Raw genomic sequence first — 17,183 nt, 5'->3', positions numbered from 1 at the left:
CTCACGGAAAAACGATCTTATGGACGGCCAGCGGGCCGTGTTCGAGCGGGGCATGCTAGCACAGCGCCTACTTCTATTCAGGGCGCCAGCTAGATCGAAACGGTATATGAATATGCCGCGAGGTTTGGCCCAACTCGGTCGAATGTGGGAGCGGGTTTGTGTGGGAGCGGGCTTGCCTGCGATGCAGGCACCTCGGTGTATCAGTGACACACAGTTGATGCCATCGCAGGCAAGCCGGCTCCCACATGTTGTCCCTCGCCGAGGTTAGATCGGGTTCGGGCAATCGATGAACAAATGCTCCAGGGCAAACCGCCGAGCCAGGTAATCGCCCAGCGCTTGGACGCCGTAGCGCTCAGTGGCGTGATGCCCGGCAGCAATAAAGCTGATGTCGTTTTCCCGCGCACAGTGGAAGGTTTGCTCGGAGGCTTCACCGCTCAGGTACAGGTCGACACCGGCGGCAATCGCCTTGTCGATATAGCCCTGGCCACCACCGGTGCACCAGCCGACGCGGCGGATCATCTCGCTGCCTTCGATCAACAGCGGCTCACGGCCCATCACATCCTGCACACGACGCGCGAAGTCGCGGGGCGACAATGGCTCGGCGAGAGAACCGACCAGCCCGACGATTTTCGGATTGCTCGGGTCCAGCGGGCCCTCGACAGTGATGTCCAACTGACGGGCAAGTTGCACGTTGTTGCCCACGTCCGGATGCAGATCCAGCGGGAGGTGGTAGGCCAATAAACTGATGTCATGCTTGAGCAGGGTTTTCAGGCGGCGCTGCTTCATGCCGGTGATGCACGGGTTTTCGCCCTTCCAGAAATAACCGTGGTGCACAAGCACCAAATCAGCTTGGGCTTCGACGGCGGCATCCAGCAGGGCTTGGCTTGCGGTCACGCCGCTGACGATGCGCATCACCTGCGGGCGGCCCTCGACCTGCAGGCCATTGGGGCAATAATCGGCAATTTTTGCACTGCCAAGGTAGCGGTCCGCTTCCTCGACGAGGGTGGTAAGGGGGACGGCCATAAAAGACTCCTAAATATCCCGTTCCGAGGCGCTCGCAGCCTCGTATAATGCGCGACATTATGGGCGCTCTCCCGCCCCCTGCAACCTGTCAGGACTTACTTGATGCTCAAGGCACTGCGTTTTTTTGGATGGCCATTGTTGGCTGGCGTGCTGATCGCGATGATGATTATTCAGCGTTACCCCCAATGGGTGGGCTTACCCAGCCTTGATGTGAACCTGCAACAGGCCCCGCAGACCAACTCGGTGGTGCAAGGCCCGGTGACCTATGCCGACGCCGTGGTCATCGCCGCGCCCGCCGTGGTTAACCTGTACACCACCAAGGTCATCAACAAACCGGCGCATCCGTTATTTGAAGACCCGCAGTTTCGGCGCTATTTCGGCGACAACGGGCCCAAGCAGCGCCGGATGGAATCCAGCCTCGGTTCCGGGGTGATCATGAGCCCGGAAGGCTACATCCTCACCAACAACCATGTGACCACCGGCGCCGACCAGATTGTGGTGGCCCTGCGTGACGGCCGCGAAACCCTGGCCCGCGTGGTCGGCAGCGACCCGGAAACTGACCTTGCGGTGCTGAAGATCGACCTCAAGAACCTGCCCTCGATCACCATTGGCCGCTCCGAAGGGCTGCGCGTCGGTGACGTCGCGCTGGCCATCGGCAATCCGTTCGGCGTCGGCCAGACCGTGACCATGGGCATCATCAGCGCCACCGGGCGTAACCAGTTGGGGCTCAACAGCTACGAAGACTTTATCCAAACTGACGCGGCGATCAACCCGGGCAACTCCGGCGGCGCATTGGTGGATGCCAATGGCAACCTGACCGGCATCAACACGGCGATTTTCTCCAAGTCCGGCGGCTCTCAGGGCATCGGCTTTGCGATCCCGGTGAAGCTGGCGATGGAAGTGATGAAATCGATCATCGAGCACGGCCAGGTGATTCGCGGCTGGCTGGGCATCGAAGTACAGCCGCTGACCAAGGACCTGGCCGCGTCGTCCGGCTTGACCGGGCGCCCAGGCATCGTCGTCGCCGGTATCTTCCGCGACGGCCCGGCGCAGAAAGCCGGCCTGCAATTGGGCGATGTGATCCTGAACATCGACGGCGAACCCGCCGGTGATGGCCGCAAGTCGATGAACCAAGTCGCGCGGATCAAGCCGACCGACAAGGTGTCGATCCTGGTAATGCGCAACGGCAAAGAGATCAAGCTGTCGGCAGAGATCGGTCTGCGCCCACCACCTGCCCCGGTGAAAGAAGAGGAATGACAGCTGCGGGAGCCCGTTCGCGGGCTCCTGTTACCTAATATTTCAAAAGAAATCCATTCTCATCAGTCATGTTATATTGTTTCAATATCGCTATTGGAACGCTCTATCATGCCGTCTCGAAGATTCGCCCCCGTGGCTGGCCTGGCCTTGGGTTTGCTGCTCGACCCCGCCTACGCCGACGACAACACTGTAGAACTGGACACTATCAACGTCACCAGCGACGCCTATGAATCCGCCACCGGCCCGGTCACAGGTTATCGCGCCACCCGTTCCGCCAGCGCCACCAAGACGGACACCGCACTGCGCGACATCCCACAATCAATCAGCGTGATTCCTGCCACGGTGCTCAAAGACCTGGGCAGCACCAGCGTGGAACGCGCCCTGGAGTTTGCCGGCGGCGTGTCCAAGCAGAACAACTTCGGCGGCCTGACGCTTTACGAATACAGCGTGCGCGGCTTCACCACATCGGAGTTCTACCAGGACGGTTTCAGCGCCAACCGTGGCTACCCGAGCACGCCGGACGCGGCCAACATCGAGCGCATTGAAGTGCTCAAAGGCCCCGCTGCCAGCCTTTACGGGCGCGGCGACCCCGGCGGCACGGTGAATATCGTCACCAAAAAACCCCAGCCGCAAGCCTTCACCACCGTGCAAACCAGTGCCGGCAGTTGGGACCGCTATCGCACCGCGCTGGATGTGAACACCCCGCTGGACAGCGAAGGCCGCCTACTGTCGCGCGTGAACCTGGCGGTGGAAGACAACCACAGCTTCCGTGATCACGTCGACGCCAAGCGTGTATTCGTCGCGCCGTCGTTCAGCTGGCAGTTGGACCCGGACACCAGCCTTCTCGTAGAAAGCGAGTTCGTGCGCCACAGCTCCACCTTCGACCGAGGCATCGTCGCCAACCATGGCATGTCCCGCTCCACCTTCCTCGGCGAGCCCAACGACGGCAATATCCGCAACCACAACAACCGCATCCAGGCCGCGTTGGAGCATCACCTTAATGACGCCTGGAAACTGCGCCTGGCCAGCCACTACAAACAAGGCAGCCTGTGGGGTGACGCCTCGGAAAGTCGTGCGCTGAATGCCGACGGCCATACCGTCAACCGCCGCTACCGCGAACGCTCCACCGGTTGGCACGACAGCATCACCCAGCTGGAACTGCGCGGCCTGTTCGACATTGGCAGCTGGCAGCACGAACTGTTGATCGGCAGCGAATACGAGGACTACCGCAAGAAGGAGCGCGTGTCGGCGATTGCCGGCAGCCTCTACCCCATCGACATCTATAAACCGATCTACGGCCAGACCAAACCCAATGGCGCACGCACCGGCACCAACGCCTTCGAACAGACGAAAAGCCAGGCGCTGAACCTGCAAGACCAGATCGTCTTCACCGACCGCCTGCGCGGCATGCTCGGTGCGCGCTTCGAACACGTCGAGCAAAGCACCGTCGACTTCACCCGCAACCACGCCAAGAGCCGGAAAACCCACGACGCCCTCACCCAACGCGCCGGTTTGCTCTACCAACTCACGCCGCAAGTCGGTGTGTTCGCCAACGCGTCAACCTCGTTCAAACCCAACAACGGCTTGGACGCCGGCGGCAAATCCTTCACGCCGGAAGAAGGCGTGGGGTATGAAGTGGGGATCAAGAGCGAGCTGTTCGACGACCGCCTGAGCACCACCCTCGCCGCCTTCCATATCGAAAAGGAAAATGTCCTGGCCTTGGACCCGGCCACCATCAACAACAGCCGCGCCATAGGCAAGGCGCGCAGCCAGGGCTTTGACCTGCAACTGAGCGGGCAAGTGACTGACGCGGTAAGGGTCATCGGCGCCTTCGCCTACATCGACGCCGAAGTGACCAAGGGCGACAAAGCCATCCCCACCGGCAGCCGGATTCTCGGCGTGGCCAAGCGCAGTGGCAGCCTGCTGGGCGTGTATGAATTCCAGGATGGCGCGCTACGTGGCTCGGACCTCGGCGCGGCGTTCACCTACGTCGGTGATCGCTCCGGCGAAGCCGGCAGCCAGTTCGAACTGCCCGCCTACCACACCGTCGACCTGCTGGCGCATTACAAGGCCAGCGACAACGTCACGGTGGGCCTGAACCTCAACAACCTATTCGACGAAAAGTACTACGAGCGCTCCTACAGCAACTACTGGGTCACGCCCGGCGAGCCGCGCAACGTCACCGTCAGCCTGACCCTCAACCTGTAAAAGGACGCCCCCATGCAAGCCTTCAAATCCTTGGCCGTGATCGGCCTGCTGTTTGCCAGCCAAGTCTCGGCCCACGGCCTGTGGACCGAACTACGGCGCGGCAATATCGAAGTGATCTACGGCCACGGCGCCGAAGACAATGCCTTCAAGGCACAGAAAATCAGCGGTGCCTGGGCGTATGACGCCAGCGGCAAGATGATCCCGGTCACCGTGGAGCGCCTCGCCGACCACGCACGCCTCAAGCCGCTCAAATCGCCCGCCGTTTTAGCCGTGGCGTTGGATAACGGGATGTGGTCGCAGACGCCAGACAAGAAGTGGATCAACCAGGGCCGTAGCCAAGTGCCTGGCGCGATTGAGTCGACCCAGACCTTCAAATACAGCCTGGCGATTTACCAGCCGGGGGCGAAGTTGCCGAAGCTGGATCAGATCAAGCTGCTGATCCTGCCGGAAGTTGATCCGCTGACCGTAGGACCGGGCAGGTCACTGCCGGTGCGGGTGCTGCTGGATGGCAAGCCGGCGGCGGGGATAAAGTTGGTGGGCGATTATCGCAATGCGCCGAACACCTTGAGCACCGAGACCGACAAGGATGGCCGGGCCGAGGTGCTGGTGCGTAATGAAGGGTTGAATGTGATTACGGCGCAGGTGGAGCTGCCGCTAAAAGATGCTGATGTGGCAACGCGCGGGTTGTTCACTTCGCTGACGTTCCTCGGTGAACCGCATCACGAATAACACCAAAATCTAGAGTGGGCACAGTCAGTGTGGGAGCGGGCTTGCTCGCGAAGGCGGTGGGTCAGCCAATACATTAGGTGGCTGACACACTGCATTCGCGAGCAAGCCCGCTCCCACATTTAGTCCTCACTCGGCTGGGCTAGAGTGCCAACGGCGCCCGTTCGCACAAGGTGTTCAGCGCCGCCGCCCACTGCGGGTCATCATTCAAGCACGGCACCAACACCAACTCCTCGCCACCCGCTTCGCGGAACTGCTCCAACCCGCGGTCACCAATCTCTTCCAGCGTCTCAATGCAGTCCGCGACAAACGCCGGGCACATCACCAGCAGCTTTTTCACGCCTTGCTGGGCCAACGCCTCAAGGCGGGCTTCGGTGTAGGGTTCGATCCACTTCGCCCGGCCCAGGCGCGATTGGAACGCCACCGACCACTTGCCCTCCGGCAAGCCCATGCGCGCGGCAAAGTTCCGTGCAACGCTGAAGCATTGGGCGCGATAACAGGTAGCAAGCACCTCAGGCGAGGCGTTCTGGCAGCAGTCGGCATCCTTGAAACAATGCCCGCCGGTAGGGTCGAGCTTTTTCAGATGGCGCTCAGGCAAGCCGTGAAAACTCAGCAGTAAATGATCGTAATCCTGTTCTACGTACGGCCGGGCGCTCGCGACCAGCGCATCGAGGTATTCCGGCTGATCGTAGAAAGGTTGCAGGATCGAGAACTGCACCTTGAGATTTTTCTCACGCACCACGCGCCTGGCTTCTTCAATCACCGTGGTCACGGTGCTGTCGGCAAATTGCGGGTACAACGGCGCCAGGGTGACTTTCTCAATGCCCTGGGCCGCGAGGCGCGTCAACGTCGTTTCAAGCGATGGCTCGCCATAACGCATCGCCAGCTCCACCGGGCCCTGAGTCCATTGCGCGGTCATTTGCTGTTGCAGCCGGCGGCTCAGGACTACAAGCGGCGAGCCCTCGTCCCACCAGATCGACGCGTAGGCATGCGCCGACTGCTCGGGGCGCTTGATCAGGATCAGCGACACCAGCAAACGCCGCACCGGCCACGGCAGGTCGATCACGTAAGGGTCCATCAGGAACTGATTGAGGTAGCTGCGCACATCGGCCACCGAAGTGGACGCCGGTGAACCCAGGTTGACCAGTAACAACGCGTGATCCGTCATGCAACATCCTATGGCTAGAGGCGGCTGGACAAGTCTTCCAGGGCCGCATGCAACTCAGTGAACTGAAAAGTGAAACCGGCAGCCAGCAGCCGTTCGGGAACGGCCCTCTGCCCGCCCAGCAACAACCCGGACAATTCGCCCAGCAAGACCTTCAAGGCCAATGCCGGCATCGGCATGAACGCAGCGCGGTGCAGCACCCGGCCCAAGGTCTTGGCAAACTCGCGGTTACGCACCGGGTGTGGCGCGCAGGCATTATAAGGACCGCTGGCATCGTCCTTGTGCAGAAGAAAATCAATCAGGGCGATTTGATCTTTGATATGCACCCACGGCATCCACTGCCGACCATTGCCGATAGGCCCGCCCAGCGCCAGTTTGAACGGCAGCAGCAGCCGCGACAAAAAGCCGCCCTGCGCCGCCAACACCAGGCCGGTGCGCACCAGCACCACGCGGATGCCCATGGCTTCGGCGCGCAGGGCGGTTTCTTCCCAGGCGATACACAACTGGCTGGGGAAGTCGTCCTGCACCGGGCCGCTGGCCTCGGTCAATTCACGTTCGCCACCGTCGCCGTACCAGCCCACCGCCGAACCTGAAATCAGTACCGCCGGTTTTTGCGCCAGCCCGTCCATCCACGCCAGCAGGGTTTCGGTGAGGCTGATGCGGCTGCTCCACAGTAACGCCTTGCGCTTTTTGGTCCACGGGCGATCGGCGATGGGTGCACCGGCCAGGTTGACCACCGCATCCACGTTGCCGATTACGTCTTGCAAGCGGCCGACACCCAACACCTCAGGGCCGCACCAATTGGCGACGGTGTCCGGTTCGCGGCTCCACACGGTCAGGCGATGCCCTTGGGCAAGCCAACGTTGGCAGAGCTGACGACCGATCAAGCCTGTACCGCCGGTCAGCAAAATGTGCATGGAACACTCCTCATGTAACGTTCGCCGCCGATCACTGGTCTATTTTATAAGCAGGGATCATTTGTAGTACGGCGCGGCTTTTCGTTTAAGCCCACGCTTTAACCATAGGCCACGCCGTAAGAACAGGTACGCCAAAACTTATACCAAAAAACAATATTGTACAGCTATTGGTGTCGGCGTAGTCTGTACCCAACGGTAAAACGAGGCCTCCCATGACTGTTCCCATCGCGATCATCGGCACCGGCATCGCCGGTCTCTCCGCCGCCCGAGCGTTGCAAGACGCGGGGCACGTCGTACAACTCTTCGATAAAAGCCGCGGCAGCGGTGGCCGCATGTCCAGCAAGCGCAGCGACGCTGGCGCACTGGACATGGGCGCGCAGTACTTCACCGCCCGCGACCGGCGCTTCGTCAACGAAGTGCAGCGCTGGCAAAGCCACGGCTGGGCCGAGCAGTGGAAGCCGCAGCTGTACAACTTCAAGTCCGGGCAACTCACGCCCTCCCCCGATGAGCAAATACGTTGGGTCGGCACGCCGCGCATGAGCGCGATCACCCGCGCATTGCTCGACGACTTGCCGGTGGAGTTCGGTTGCCGCATCACCGAAGTGTTCCAAGGCAAACAGCACTGGAACCTGCTCGACGCCGACGGCGGCAATCACGGCCCCTTCAGCCATGTGGTCATCGCCACGCCGGCGCCCCAGGCCACCGCCCTGCTGGCCGCCGCGCCCAAGCTGGCGAGTGCCGCCGCCGGGGTAAAAATGGACCCGACCTGGGCCATCGCCCTGACCTTCGACAAACCCTTGGATACACCGATGGAAGGCTGCTTCGTGCAAGACAGCCCCCTCGATTGGCTGGCGCGCAACCGCAGCAAACCTGGGCGCGACACCACCCTCGACACTTGGGTACTGCATGCCACCAGCACCTGGAGCAAGGCGAACCTGGACCTGCCCAAGGAAGCCGTGATCGAACACCTGCACGGTGCCTTCGCCGAATTGCTGCACAGCGCCATGCCCGCGCCGTCGTTCAGCCTGGCGCATCGCTGGCTCTACGCCCGACCTTCCAGCGCCCATGAATTCGGGGTGCTGGCCGACGCCGACCTGGGCTTGTATGTATGCGGCGACTGGTGCCTGTCCGGGCGCGTCGAAGGCGCTTGGCTCAGCGGCCAGGAAGCTGCGCGCCGCTTGATCGAGCACCTGCAATGAACCGCATCAATCCCGCTAAATTGCTGCTGTCGAAGTGGACAGCAGCGCGCCCGCGCAATAAGGAAAAACACTTTCTGGTCACCGAACTGTTTCGGGATGAAGAAGGCACCGTGCTCGAAATCGAGCTGCAAGCTGTCATGACCCGCCGTGCGGAACGCCTGACCTGGCAAACCCTGCAGAACGCTGAGGACTGGCGAATCGGCTGGAAATAGCTCAGCCGAAAATACTTATACAAACTATTTGACTTGTACAGCTTCGAATCTATGATGAGATTTCGTTGTACAAGTTTTATAGCGTGTACAGGAATTATGCAGAGGTTCGGCCATGTCCAGCACCGTCAAACCAAAGATTGCCATCAGCGCCTGCTTGCTGGGCGAGAACGTGCGCTTTAACGGCGGACACAAACAATCCTTGCTGTGCAGCCAAACCCTCGCCGACTACTTCGACTTTGTGCCGCTGTGCCCCGAAGTCGCGATCGGCCTGGGCATCCCCCGCGAACCGATTCGCCTGGTAGGCGACCCGGCCCGGCCGCAGGCCGTCGGCACGGTGCGCCGTGAGCTGAATGTCACCCAGCCGCTGGACGATTACGGCCAGCAGATGGCCCAGGAACACACTGACCTGTGTGGTTACATCTTCATGCAGAAATCGCCGTCGTGCGGCCTGGAGCGGGTCAAGGTTTACCGCGACAACGGCACGCCCGTCGACGGCGGCGGGCGTGGCATTTACGCCCAGGCGTTTTGCGCGCGCCACCCCAACCTGCCGGTGGAAGAAGACGGCCGACTGAATGACCCAGTGTTACGGGAAAACTTCCTGACCCGGGTCTTCGTCTACGCCAGCTGGCAGCAACTGCTGGCTGAGGGCCTGACCCGCCACCGCCTGTTGGCCTTTCACTCACGCTACAAATACTTGCTGATGGCCCACAGCCCGGTGCATTACAAAAGCCTCGGCCACCTGCTCGGCAGCATGGGCAAGGCCACTGATCTGGACGCGCTAGCCGCCAACTATTTCAGCGAGCTGATGACCGGCCTGAAAAAGTGCGCCACCCGTGGCACCCATACCAATGTGCTGCAACACATCAGCGGCTACCTCAAGCAGGCCATCAGCGCTGACGACAAGCAGGAAATGCAAACCGTCATCAGCCAATACCGCAGCGGCATCGTGCCGTTGGTGGTGCCGCTGACCCTGCTCAAACACCACTTTCGCCAACACCCTGATCGCTACATTGCGCAGCAGGCCTACCTGCAGCCGCACCCGGAAAACCTCAGCCTGCGTAATGCGATCTGACCCATGAAAAGACCATCATGAAAGCAGCCCCCCAAGACGAACCCGGCGTAGACATCGCCCAAGCCCTCCAAGACGGCTGGCTGCCAATACGCGAAGTGGCGCGCCAGACCGGCGTCAACGCCGTAACGCTGCGCGCCTGGGAACGCCGCTATGGCCTGATCGTGCCGCAGCGCACGCCCAAGGGTCATCGGCTGTTCAGTGCCGAACATGTACAACGCATCCACACCATCCTCACCTGGCTCAACCGCGGTGTACCGGTCAGCCAGGTGAAAAGCCTGATCGACTCCGCCCAAGCCAGCCCCGACACCGTCGAAAACGAATGGCACGCCCTGCGCCAGAACCTGGTGAATGCGATCAGCGAGTTGGCCGAACGCAGGGTCGACGACGCCTTCAACCAAGCCATGGCGTTGTACCCACCGCGTACCTTATGCGGGCAATTGATGCTGCCGCTGCTCAAGGCGCTGGAGCAACGCTGGCAAGGCCAGTTCGGCGCGCAGATGGAGCGGGTGTTTTTCCTGTCCTGGCTGCGCAGCAAGTTTGGCGCGCGCATCTACCACAACAACCGCCAACTGCAAGGCGCCCCGTTGCTGTTGGTCAACCACTCCGACCTGCCGCTGGAGCCGCACCTGTGGCTCAGCGCCTGGCTGGCCAGCAGCGCCGACTGCCCGGTGGAAGTCTTCGACTGGCCATTGCCGGCGGGCGAGCTGGCCCTGGCGGTGGAACACCTGCAACCGCGCGCCGTGCTGCTGTATTCGAGCAAGGCTATCCATGTGCCGGCACTCAGTAAACTTTTGGGCGGTGTCCGCTGCCCAACCTTGATTGCCGGACCAACGGTATGCATCCACCAGGCAGAGTTGGCCGTATTAACCCGTGACACCCCTGAATTGTTCGTGGCCGAAGACCCGTTGTCGGCCCACCAGATACTGATCCAGCGTGGAATTGTTTAAATGCACTTGATCTGGCTGCGCACCGACCTGCGCCTACACGACAACACCGCCCTCGCCGCCGCAAGCCAGCGAGGCCCCGTTGCAGCCGTGTACCTGATCACCCCCGAACAATGGCGGGCCCACGATGACGCGCCGTGCAAAGTCGACTTCTGGCTGCGCAACCTGCGGCACCTGAGCCAGGCGCTCGGCGAGCTGAACATTCCCTTGCTGATCCGCACCACCGCGACCTGGGACCAGGTACCCGGCGTATTGAGTACGCTGTGCCGGGAACTGTCGGTTGAATCGGTGCACGTCAACGAGGAGTACGGCATCCACGAAAGCCGTCGCGACACCGCCGTGGCCCAGGCGCTGGAAGCCGATGGCGTGACGTTCCACCGTTACCTGGACCAACTGTTCTTCCAACCCGGCAGTGTGCTGACCAAGACCGGCACTTATTTCCAGGTGTTCAGCCAGTTCCGCAAGGTTTGCTACAACCGCCTGCACAGCGCCCTCCCGCGTCAGGTGGCAACCCCGAACGCCCAGGCGCCCACCGAGCTGAAAAGCGACCCGGTCCCTGAGCAGGTCGAAGGGTTCGCGCCACCCAGCGAAAGCTTGCGCGCCCTCTGGCCGGCCGGTGAAGACGAAGCGCGCCGCCGCCTCGATGCCTTCGCCGATCAACAAATCAGCTACTACAAAGACGAGCGCGACTTCCCGGCCAAACCCGGCACCAGCCAGCTTTCGGCTTACCTCGCCGCCGGTGTGGTTTCGCCGCGCCAGTGCCTGCATGCCGCCTTGCAAGCCAACCAGGGCGAGTTCGAAAGCGGCGACATAGGCGCGATCACCTGGATCAACGAGCTGCTGTGGCGCGAATTCTACAAACACATCCTCGTAGGCTACCCACGGGTGTCCCGCCACCGCGCCTTTCGCCCCGAGACCGAAGCGGTGGCGTGGCGCGATGCGCCCAAAGACCTCGCCGCCTGGCAGGAAGCGCGCACCGGCCTGCCGATCATCGACGCCGCCATGCGCCAGTTGCTCGAAACCGGTTGGATGCACAACCGCCTGCGCATGGTGGTGGCAATGTTTTTGACCAAGAACCTGCTGATCGACTGGCGCGAAGGCGAGCGTTTCTTTATGCGCCACTTAATCGACGGCGACCTGGCGGCCAACAACGGCGGCTGGCAGTGGAGTTCTTCCACCGGCACCGATTCGGCCCCGTACTTCCGGATTTTCAGCCCATTGAGCCAATCGGAGAAATTCGACAGCGAAGGCGTGTTCATCAAGCACTGGCTGCCAGAGCTGGCCGCGCTGAATAAAAAGGAAGTGCACAACCCCGAGGCAGTCGGCGGCCTGTTTGGCGTGGCGGACTATCCGCGTGCGATTGTCGACCTGAAAAAATCCCGCGAACGCGCGTTGGCAGCCTTCCGCAGCCTGCCTTCACGTCAGGAGGTTGCCGAGCATGAGTGACTTCCTGCCCAGGTTCGCCCAGGCCTTTGCGACCCTGGACAAGCACAACCTGCACCGGCTCGACAGCCTGTACAGCAAGGACATCACCTTCACCGACCCGCTGCATGAAGTGCACGGGTTGCCCGCGCTGCGCCGCTACTTCGCCGAGATGTACGGCAATGTCAGCCAGCTACGCTTCGACTTCCACGGTTTCGACCAAGTGGCCGAAGGTGAAGGCTATTTGCGCTGGAAAATGAGTTTCTGCCACCCACGGCTCAACAGCGGCAAGCTGATCCGCGTGGAAGGCTGCTCGCACCTGCTGTGGCGCGACAAGGTCTACCGCCATCGCGATTATTTCGATGCCGGCGCTCTGCTCTACGAACACCTGCCAGTACTCGGCCGCGTAGTCAGTTGGCTGAAAAGGAGAATGGGATGAGCCTTACACCACCCCGCCGTTATTGGCTGACCGGCGCCAGCAGTGGCATCGGTGCTTCGCTGGCCGTGGAGTTGCTCAACAGCGGCGCCCATGTGGCACTCAGCTCGCGAACCAAAGGCCCACTGGAAGCACTCGCCCACCGTTACCCGGGGCAAGTATTGGTGGTAGCCGGCGACCTGACCAACAGCCAGACCGTGCGTGAGATCGGCGAGCATATCGGTGTGGTCTGGGGCTCACTCGACACGGTGATCCTGAATGCCGGCACCTGTGAATACGTGGACGCTCGGCAGTTTGACGCCTCTATCGTCGAGCACGTGGTACGCACCAACCTGCTGGCGAGCAGCTATTGCATCGAAGCGGCGCTGCCGTTGTTGCGCAAAGGGCTCACCCCACACTTGGTCGGTGTGGCCAGCGCCGTAACCTACCTGCCGATGCCACGCGCTGAAGCTTATGGCGCCTCCAAGGCCGGGCTGCGCTACCTGTTTGAATCCCTGCGCATCAGCCTGTCGCCCGAGAACATCGACGTCACGGTGATCAGCCCGGGCTTTGTCGACACGCCGCTGACCGAACGCAATGACTTCCCGATGCCCTTGAGCTGGTCGGCCGACAAGGCCGCGCGGCATATCTTCGCCAAGCTGGACAAGCGCCCGCTGGAAATTGCCTTCCCCGCTATGTTTATCGCCACCTTGTGGCCGTTGTCGAAGCTGCCCAACCGCGCGCAACTGTTCATCGGCAAGCGCATGTTGCGCAGCCCGCCGCCGCAGAAGGACAACCTGTGAAAATCGCCATTATCGGCAGCGGCATCGCCGGGCTGACCAGCGCCTACCTGCTCAGCCGCCGCCACGACATCACCGTGTTCGAAGCCGGCGTGCGCATCGGCGGGCATACCCACACGGTCAACGTGACGGTCGAGAGTAAAAGCTATGCGGTGGACACCGGTTTTATCGTGTTCAACGACTGGACCTACCCCAACTTCATTCGCCTGCTGGGGCAAATTGGCGTGAAGTTCAAACCCACCGAGATGAGCTTTTCGGTGTGCGACCAGAACGAAGGCTTCGAGTACAACGGCAATAACCTCAACAGCCTGTTTGCCCAGCGCAGCAATATACTGTCGCCGGGGTTCTGGGGCATGTTGCGCGACATTCTGCGCTTCAACCGCCAGGCGCCGCTGGACCTGCAAGAACAGCGCATCAGCGCCGACATGACCTTGGGCGATTACCTCGAAGCCGGGGGTTACGGCCCGCGGTTTATCCGGCATTACATCGTGCCGATGGGCGCGGCGATCTGGTCGATGTCCCTGGCGGACATGCTCGGTTTTCCATTGCAATTTTTTGTAAGGTTCTTCAAGAACCACGGTTTGCTCTCTGTGAACAACCGGCCGCAGTGGTGCGTGATCGAAGGCGGGTCGAGCAGCTACATCGAGCCGCTGACGCGCAGCTTTCGCGAACAGGTGCGCCTCAATTGCCCTGTGCATAACGTCGAGCGCACCGACGACGGCGTAGTTATCCACAGCGCCGCCGGCAGCGAGACATTTGATCGGGTGGTGTTTGCCTGTCACAGCGATCAGGCCCTGGCCTTACTGGCCGACCCAAGCCAGGCCGAACAGGAGATCCTCGGCGCCCTGCCTTACGCCGACAACGACGTGGTGCTGCACACCGACACGCGCCTGCTGCCCGACCGCAAACTCGCCTGGGCCAGCTGGAACTACCGGCTGACCGGCACCGCGCAGACCCAGGCCGCCGTCACTTACGACATGAACATCCTGCAAGGCATCGACAGCGCCACGACCTTTTGCGTGAGCCTTAACCAGACGTCGATGATCAACCCGATGAAGGTCCTCGCGCGCTACACCTACGCACATCCGCAATACAGCCTCGCGGCGGTAGCTGCCCAAGCGCGCTGGGAAGAATTGGCCGGCGCACGCAACACCTTTTATTGCGGCGCCTACTGGGCCAACGGTTTCCATGAGGATGGCGTGGTCAGCGCATTGCGCGTGGCCCAGGCCTTTGGAGAAACCTTGTGAACAGCGCCCTGTACAGCGGCTGGATCGCCCATCGCCGGTTTGCGCCCAAGGCCCACGCCTTTCGCTACCGCATCGGCCTGCTGTACCTGGATTTGAGCGAACAAGACGAAGTGCTCGGGCTCTCGCCCCTGGCCGGCGCAGGCCGCCTGGCACCCTTCGGCTTTCGCCAGCAGGATTACCTGCGTGAATTCACGCGCCACGGCATGAGCTTGAGCGATGCCGTGCGCCAGGAAGTTGGCAAGGCGCTGGGGCGTGAGCCCCAGGGCGTTATCTGCCTACTGACCCAGGCCCGCAGTTGGGGCCTGGCTTTTAACCCGGTGAGTTTCTTCTACTGCTTCGAGGCCGATGGGCAACTGGCCGCGATCCTGTGTGAAGTGACCAACACCCCGTGGCGTGAGCGCTATCACTACGTGCTGCCGGCCCAGGCCCTTGGCGCCGATGAGCATCAGCACTTCGCCGTGGCCAAGGCCTTCCATGTGTCGCCGTTTTTGCCGCGCGACCTGGAATACCGCATGAGCTTCAGCCCGCCCGCCGCCAAGCTCGGCGTGCACATGGCCGACTGGCAGGGCGAGGTGAAAGTCTTTGACGCCACCTTGAGCCTGCACAGAGAAGCGCTCAGCCGCGCCAGCCTGCATCGCTACTTGTGGCGCTTCCCGTGGATGACCGCCAAGACTTGCCTGGCGATCTACTGGCAGGCCATGCGCTTGTTGCTCAAACGCACTCCGATTTTTTCCCATCAGGCCGCCGATGGCGCCTCTCGCACCGCAGTCGGGTATACCAAGGATCGCCGCCATGAAATCCCCTAGCTTATCGGTCAAAACCAGCCGCCTGAATGTCAATGGCATGACCAGCGCATTGCTGCGCAAGGCCGTGCTGCGCCAACTCAGCCAACTGCGCCACGGCCAGCTGGTGGTGATCGAGGATGGCGAACGCCAAGTGTTCGGCGCACGCGAAGCGCACCTGCTGGGGGAGATCCAGATCCTCGATTCGGCGGTGTGGGGCCTGGTGGCGGCCAACGGTTCGATCGGCGCCGGCGAGGCGTTTATCCACGGTTATTGGACCAGCCCGGACCTGACCGCGGTAGTGCGGGTGATGGTCAGCAACCTGGAGGTGCTCGATGCCATGGAAGGTGGCCTGGCGCGCCTGGCACGCCCGTTCACCCAAGGCCTGCATTGGCTCAACCGCAATACGCGCAAAGGCTCGCAGAAAAACATCGCCGCCCACTACGACCTGGGCAACGACCTGTTCGAAGAATTCCTCGACCCGACCATGATGTATTCGGCGGCGCAGTTCCTGACGCCCGACGACACCCTGGAACAGGCACAGTTGAACAAACTGGAGCGCATCTGCCAGAAACTCGCGCTCAAGCCTACCGACCACCTGCTGGAAATCGGCACCGGCTGGGGCAGCATGGCGCTGTATGCGGCGCAGCATTACGGCTGCAAGGTCACCACCACCACCTTGTCCAAAGAGCAGTTTGCCTACACCGAAAAACGCATCGAGGCGCTGGGGCTCAAGGACCAAGTGACGTTGTTGCTGCAAGATTACCGCGACCTGAGCGGCCAATACGACAAGCTGGTGTCCATCGAGATGATCGAAGCGGTGGGCCATCGCTTTCTGCCGACCTACTTCAAGCAGTGCGCGCACTTGCTCAAGAGCGACGGCCTGATGCTGCTGCAAGCCATCACGATTCGTGACCAGCGTTTTGAGCAGGCGAAGAACAGCGTCGACTTTATCCAGCGCTACATCTTCCCCGGTGGCGCTCTGCCCTGTATGCAGAACATGCTGCACATCGTCAGCCGCGACACCGACATGAACCTGCTGCACATGGAGGACTTCGGCCTGCATTACGCGAAAACCCTGCGCCTGTGGCACGAGAACTTTCGCCGCGCCCATGGCCGTCTTGCAGAGTTGGGCTACGATGAGTACTTCCTGCGCTTGTGGGAATTCTACTTGTGCTACTGCGAAGGTGGCTTCATGGAACGTACGATTGGTACCGCGCAGCTACTACTGGCCAAGCCGGCGGCAATCAACCCGCCGTTGCTCGGGCGTTTCAATGCTTAAACCGCTGGCCAATGCCGTACTGTTCCAGTGCGGCTGGTTTGCCTGCGTGCTCGGTGGCGACAGCCGCTGGCTGCTGGTGGCCGCCGCCGTACTGGCCATCCACCTGCTGTGGATAAGTTCATGGTCTGCCGAAGGGCAAGTGATCCTCGCCGTGACCTTGCTGGGTACAGTGGTCGACACTTCGTTGCGCACCTTCGGCGTGTTTCATTTCAGCGTTCCGGGGCCGCTGATTCCGTTCTGGCTGATGCTGCTGTGGGCGTTGCTCGCCACCACGCTGCGCCATTGCCTGGCCTGGAGCGCACAGCCCTGGTGGCGCGCCAGCGTATTAGGTGCAGTCGGCGGGCCAGTGTCTTATTACGCCGGCAGCCAATTGGCCGGCGTGAGTTTCGGTTATGGCACAGTGCCGACGATGATCGGCTTGGCGCTGCTGTGGGCGCTGCTGTTCCCCATGCTGCATTGGATCGCCCGGCAACTGGGGCACTGACGTCTGTCAGAGTGTTCACACCTACCCG

At 61.7% G+C, this 17,183-nt stretch carries 17 protein-coding genes; 14 read left to right on the top strand and 3 right to left on the bottom strand.

Annotated elements, in window-relative coordinates:
• Window positions 1-264: 264 nt before the first annotated feature.
• Window positions 265-1,023, bottom strand: a complete 759-nt coding sequence (locus KZH41_RS05220; RefSeq protein WP_263274484.1) for a Nif3-like dinuclear metal center hexameric protein — start codon at window positions 1,021-1,023, stop codon at window positions 265-267.
• A 102-nt stretch (window positions 1,024-1,125) separates the two neighbouring features.
• On the opposite strand from KZH41_RS05220, the gene algW reads away from it, so the two are divergent.
• The 3 genes from algW (at window position 1,126) to KZH41_RS05205 (ending at window position 5,217) form a co-directional block, all read left to right on the top strand.
• Complete coding sequence (gene algW / locus KZH41_RS05215) at window positions 1,126-2,280, top strand: Do family serine endopeptidase AlgW (RefSeq protein ID WP_094948918.1); 1,155 nt, start codon at window positions 1,126-1,128, stop codon at window positions 2,278-2,280.
• 108 nt (window positions 2,281-2,388) lie between these two features.
• Entirely contained in the window at window positions 2,389-4,488 is a 2,100-nt protein-coding gene (locus KZH41_RS05210) for a TonB-dependent siderophore receptor (RefSeq protein ID WP_263274483.1), read from the top strand.
• A gap of 12 nt (window positions 4,489-4,500) precedes the next feature.
• Window positions 4,501-5,217 (top strand): DUF4198 domain-containing protein, encoded by a 717-nt coding sequence (locus tag KZH41_RS05205; protein ID WP_263274482.1) that lies wholly within the window; start codon window positions 4,501-4,503, stop codon window positions 5,215-5,217.
• A gap of 139 nt (window positions 5,218-5,356) precedes the next feature.
• Here the strand turns inward: KZH41_RS05205 and hemH are convergent, their stop codons facing one another.
• Both hemH and KZH41_RS05195 read right to left on the bottom strand, forming a co-directional pair.
• Window positions 5,357-6,382 carry a ferrochelatase gene (gene hemH, locus KZH41_RS05200; RefSeq protein ID WP_263274481.1) on the bottom strand — a complete coding sequence of 342 codons (1,026 nt, stop codon included), beginning with the start codon at window positions 6,380-6,382 and terminating at the stop codon, window positions 5,357-5,359.
• 14 nt (window positions 6,383-6,396) lie between these two features.
• Window positions 6,397-7,296, bottom strand: a complete 900-nt coding sequence (locus KZH41_RS05195) for a TIGR01777 family oxidoreductase (RefSeq protein ID WP_263274480.1) — start codon at window positions 7,294-7,296, stop codon at window positions 6,397-6,399.
• 212 nt (window positions 7,297-7,508) lie between these two features.
• Between KZH41_RS05195 and KZH41_RS05190 the strand changes: the two genes are divergently transcribed.
• From KZH41_RS05190 to KZH41_RS05140, 11 genes are all read left to right on the top strand, one after another.
• Window positions 7,509-8,495 carry an NAD(P)/FAD-dependent oxidoreductase gene (locus KZH41_RS05190; protein ID WP_242154277.1) on the top strand — a complete coding sequence of 329 codons (987 nt, stop codon included), beginning with the start codon at window positions 7,509-7,511 and terminating at the stop codon, window positions 8,493-8,495.
• Window positions 8,492-8,707 (top strand): TIGR02450 family Trp-rich protein, encoded by a 216-nt coding sequence (locus KZH41_RS05185; RefSeq protein WP_094948912.1) that lies wholly within the window; start codon window positions 8,492-8,494, stop codon window positions 8,705-8,707. The genes KZH41_RS05190 and KZH41_RS05185 overlap by 4 nt, the downstream gene beginning before the upstream one ends.
• A gap of 112 nt (window positions 8,708-8,819) precedes the next feature.
• Window positions 8,820-9,779, top strand: coding sequence for a YbgA family protein (locus tag KZH41_RS05180; RefSeq protein WP_094948911.1), 960 nt, complete (start codon window positions 8,820-8,822; stop codon window positions 9,777-9,779).
• 17 nt (window positions 9,780-9,796) lie between these two features.
• Window positions 9,797-10,726 carry a MerR family transcriptional regulator gene (locus KZH41_RS05175; protein WP_242154275.1) on the top strand — a complete coding sequence of 310 codons (930 nt, stop codon included), beginning with the start codon at window positions 9,797-9,799 and terminating at the stop codon, window positions 10,724-10,726.
• Complete coding sequence (phrB, locus tag KZH41_RS05170; protein WP_094948909.1) at window positions 10,727-12,169, top strand: deoxyribodipyrimidine photo-lyase; 1,443 nt, start codon at window positions 10,727-10,729, stop codon at window positions 12,167-12,169.
• Window positions 12,162-12,584 carry a nuclear transport factor 2 family protein gene (locus tag KZH41_RS05165; protein WP_094948908.1) on the top strand — a complete coding sequence of 141 codons (423 nt, stop codon included), beginning with the start codon at window positions 12,162-12,164 and terminating at the stop codon, window positions 12,582-12,584. Before phrB ends, KZH41_RS05165 begins: the two co-directional genes overlap by 8 nt.
• A complete protein-coding gene (locus tag KZH41_RS05160; protein ID WP_094948907.1) occupies window positions 12,581-13,363 on the top strand; it encodes an SDR family NAD(P)-dependent oxidoreductase in 783 nt (260 codons plus the stop codon). The genes KZH41_RS05165 and KZH41_RS05160 overlap by 4 nt, the downstream gene beginning before the upstream one ends.
• On the top strand, window positions 13,360-14,607 hold the full coding sequence (locus KZH41_RS05155; protein ID WP_094948906.1) for an NAD(P)/FAD-dependent oxidoreductase: 1,248 nt from the start codon (window positions 13,360-13,362) through the stop codon (window positions 14,605-14,607). The genes KZH41_RS05160 and KZH41_RS05155 overlap by 4 nt, the downstream gene beginning before the upstream one ends.
• Window positions 14,604-15,413: a DUF1365 domain-containing protein gene (locus tag KZH41_RS05150; protein ID WP_094948905.1), complete on the top strand. Its 810-nt coding sequence runs from the start codon at window positions 14,604-14,606 to the stop codon at window positions 15,411-15,413. Before KZH41_RS05155 ends, KZH41_RS05150 begins: the two co-directional genes overlap by 4 nt.
• Entirely contained in the window at window positions 15,400-16,671 is a 1,272-nt protein-coding gene (locus tag KZH41_RS05145) for an SAM-dependent methyltransferase (protein WP_094948904.1), read from the top strand. Before KZH41_RS05150 ends, KZH41_RS05145 begins: the two co-directional genes overlap by 14 nt.
• A complete protein-coding gene (locus KZH41_RS05140; RefSeq protein ID WP_094948903.1) occupies window positions 16,664-17,155 on the top strand; it encodes a DUF2878 domain-containing protein in 492 nt (163 codons plus the stop codon). The genes KZH41_RS05145 and KZH41_RS05140 overlap by 8 nt, the downstream gene beginning before the upstream one ends.
• Window positions 17,156-17,183 lie beyond the last annotated feature (28 nt).

This window comes from Pseudomonas sp. YeP6b (genome assembly GCF_025642995.1).
Lineage (GTDB): Bacteria > Pseudomonadota > Gammaproteobacteria > Pseudomonadales > Pseudomonadaceae > Aquipseudomonas.
The sequence above is the reverse complement of the archived record's forward strand: the minus strand, read 5'-3'. Positions and strand labels throughout refer to the sequence as shown.

What these genes read in the sequence shown, in the direction of transcription:
- KZH41_RS05175 (WP_242154275.1), top strand. Translation starts at nt 9,797, where the DNA reads ATGAAAGCAGCCCCCCAAGACGAACCCGGCGTAGACATCGCCCAAGCC.
- phrB (WP_094948909.1), top strand. Translation starts at nt 10,727, where the DNA reads ATGCACTTGATCTGGCTGCGCACCGACCTGCGCCTACACGACAACACC.
- KZH41_RS05185 (WP_094948912.1), top strand. Translation starts at nt 8,492, where the DNA reads ATGAACCGCATCAATCCCGCTAAATTGCTGCTGTCGAAGTGGACAGCA.
- KZH41_RS05180 (WP_094948911.1), top strand. Translation starts at nt 8,820, where the DNA reads ATGTCCAGCACCGTCAAACCAAAGATTGCCATCAGCGCCTGCTTGCTG.
- algW (WP_094948918.1), top strand. Translation starts at nt 1,126, where the DNA reads ATGCTCAAGGCACTGCGTTTTTTTGGATGGCCATTGTTGGCTGGCGTG.
- KZH41_RS05165 (WP_094948908.1), top strand. Translation starts at nt 12,162, where the DNA reads ATGAGTGACTTCCTGCCCAGGTTCGCCCAGGCCTTTGCGACCCTGGAC.
- KZH41_RS05190 (WP_242154277.1), top strand. Translation starts at nt 7,509, where the DNA reads ATGACTGTTCCCATCGCGATCATCGGCACCGGCATCGCCGGTCTCTCC.
- KZH41_RS05195 (WP_263274480.1), bottom strand. Translation starts at nt 7,296, where the DNA reads ATGCACATTTTGCTGACCGGCGGTACAGGCTTGATCGGTCGTCAGCTC.
- KZH41_RS05145 (WP_094948904.1), top strand. Translation starts at nt 15,400, where the DNA reads ATGAAATCCCCTAGCTTATCGGTCAAAACCAGCCGCCTGAATGTCAAT.
- KZH41_RS05205 (WP_263274482.1), top strand. Translation starts at nt 4,501, where the DNA reads ATGCAAGCCTTCAAATCCTTGGCCGTGATCGGCCTGCTGTTTGCCAGC.
- hemH (WP_263274481.1), bottom strand. Translation starts at nt 6,382, where the DNA reads ATGACGGATCACGCGTTGTTACTGGTCAACCTGGGTTCACCGGCGTCC.
- KZH41_RS05210 (WP_263274483.1), top strand. Translation starts at nt 2,389, where the DNA reads ATGCCGTCTCGAAGATTCGCCCCCGTGGCTGGCCTGGCCTTGGGTTTG.
- KZH41_RS05140 (WP_094948903.1), top strand. Translation starts at nt 16,664, where the DNA reads ATGCTTAAACCGCTGGCCAATGCCGTACTGTTCCAGTGCGGCTGGTTT.
- KZH41_RS05160 (WP_094948907.1), top strand. Translation starts at nt 12,581, where the DNA reads ATGAGCCTTACACCACCCCGCCGTTATTGGCTGACCGGCGCCAGCAGT.
- KZH41_RS05220 (WP_263274484.1), bottom strand. Translation starts at nt 1,023, where the DNA reads ATGGCCGTCCCCCTTACCACCCTCGTCGAGGAAGCGGACCGCTACCTT.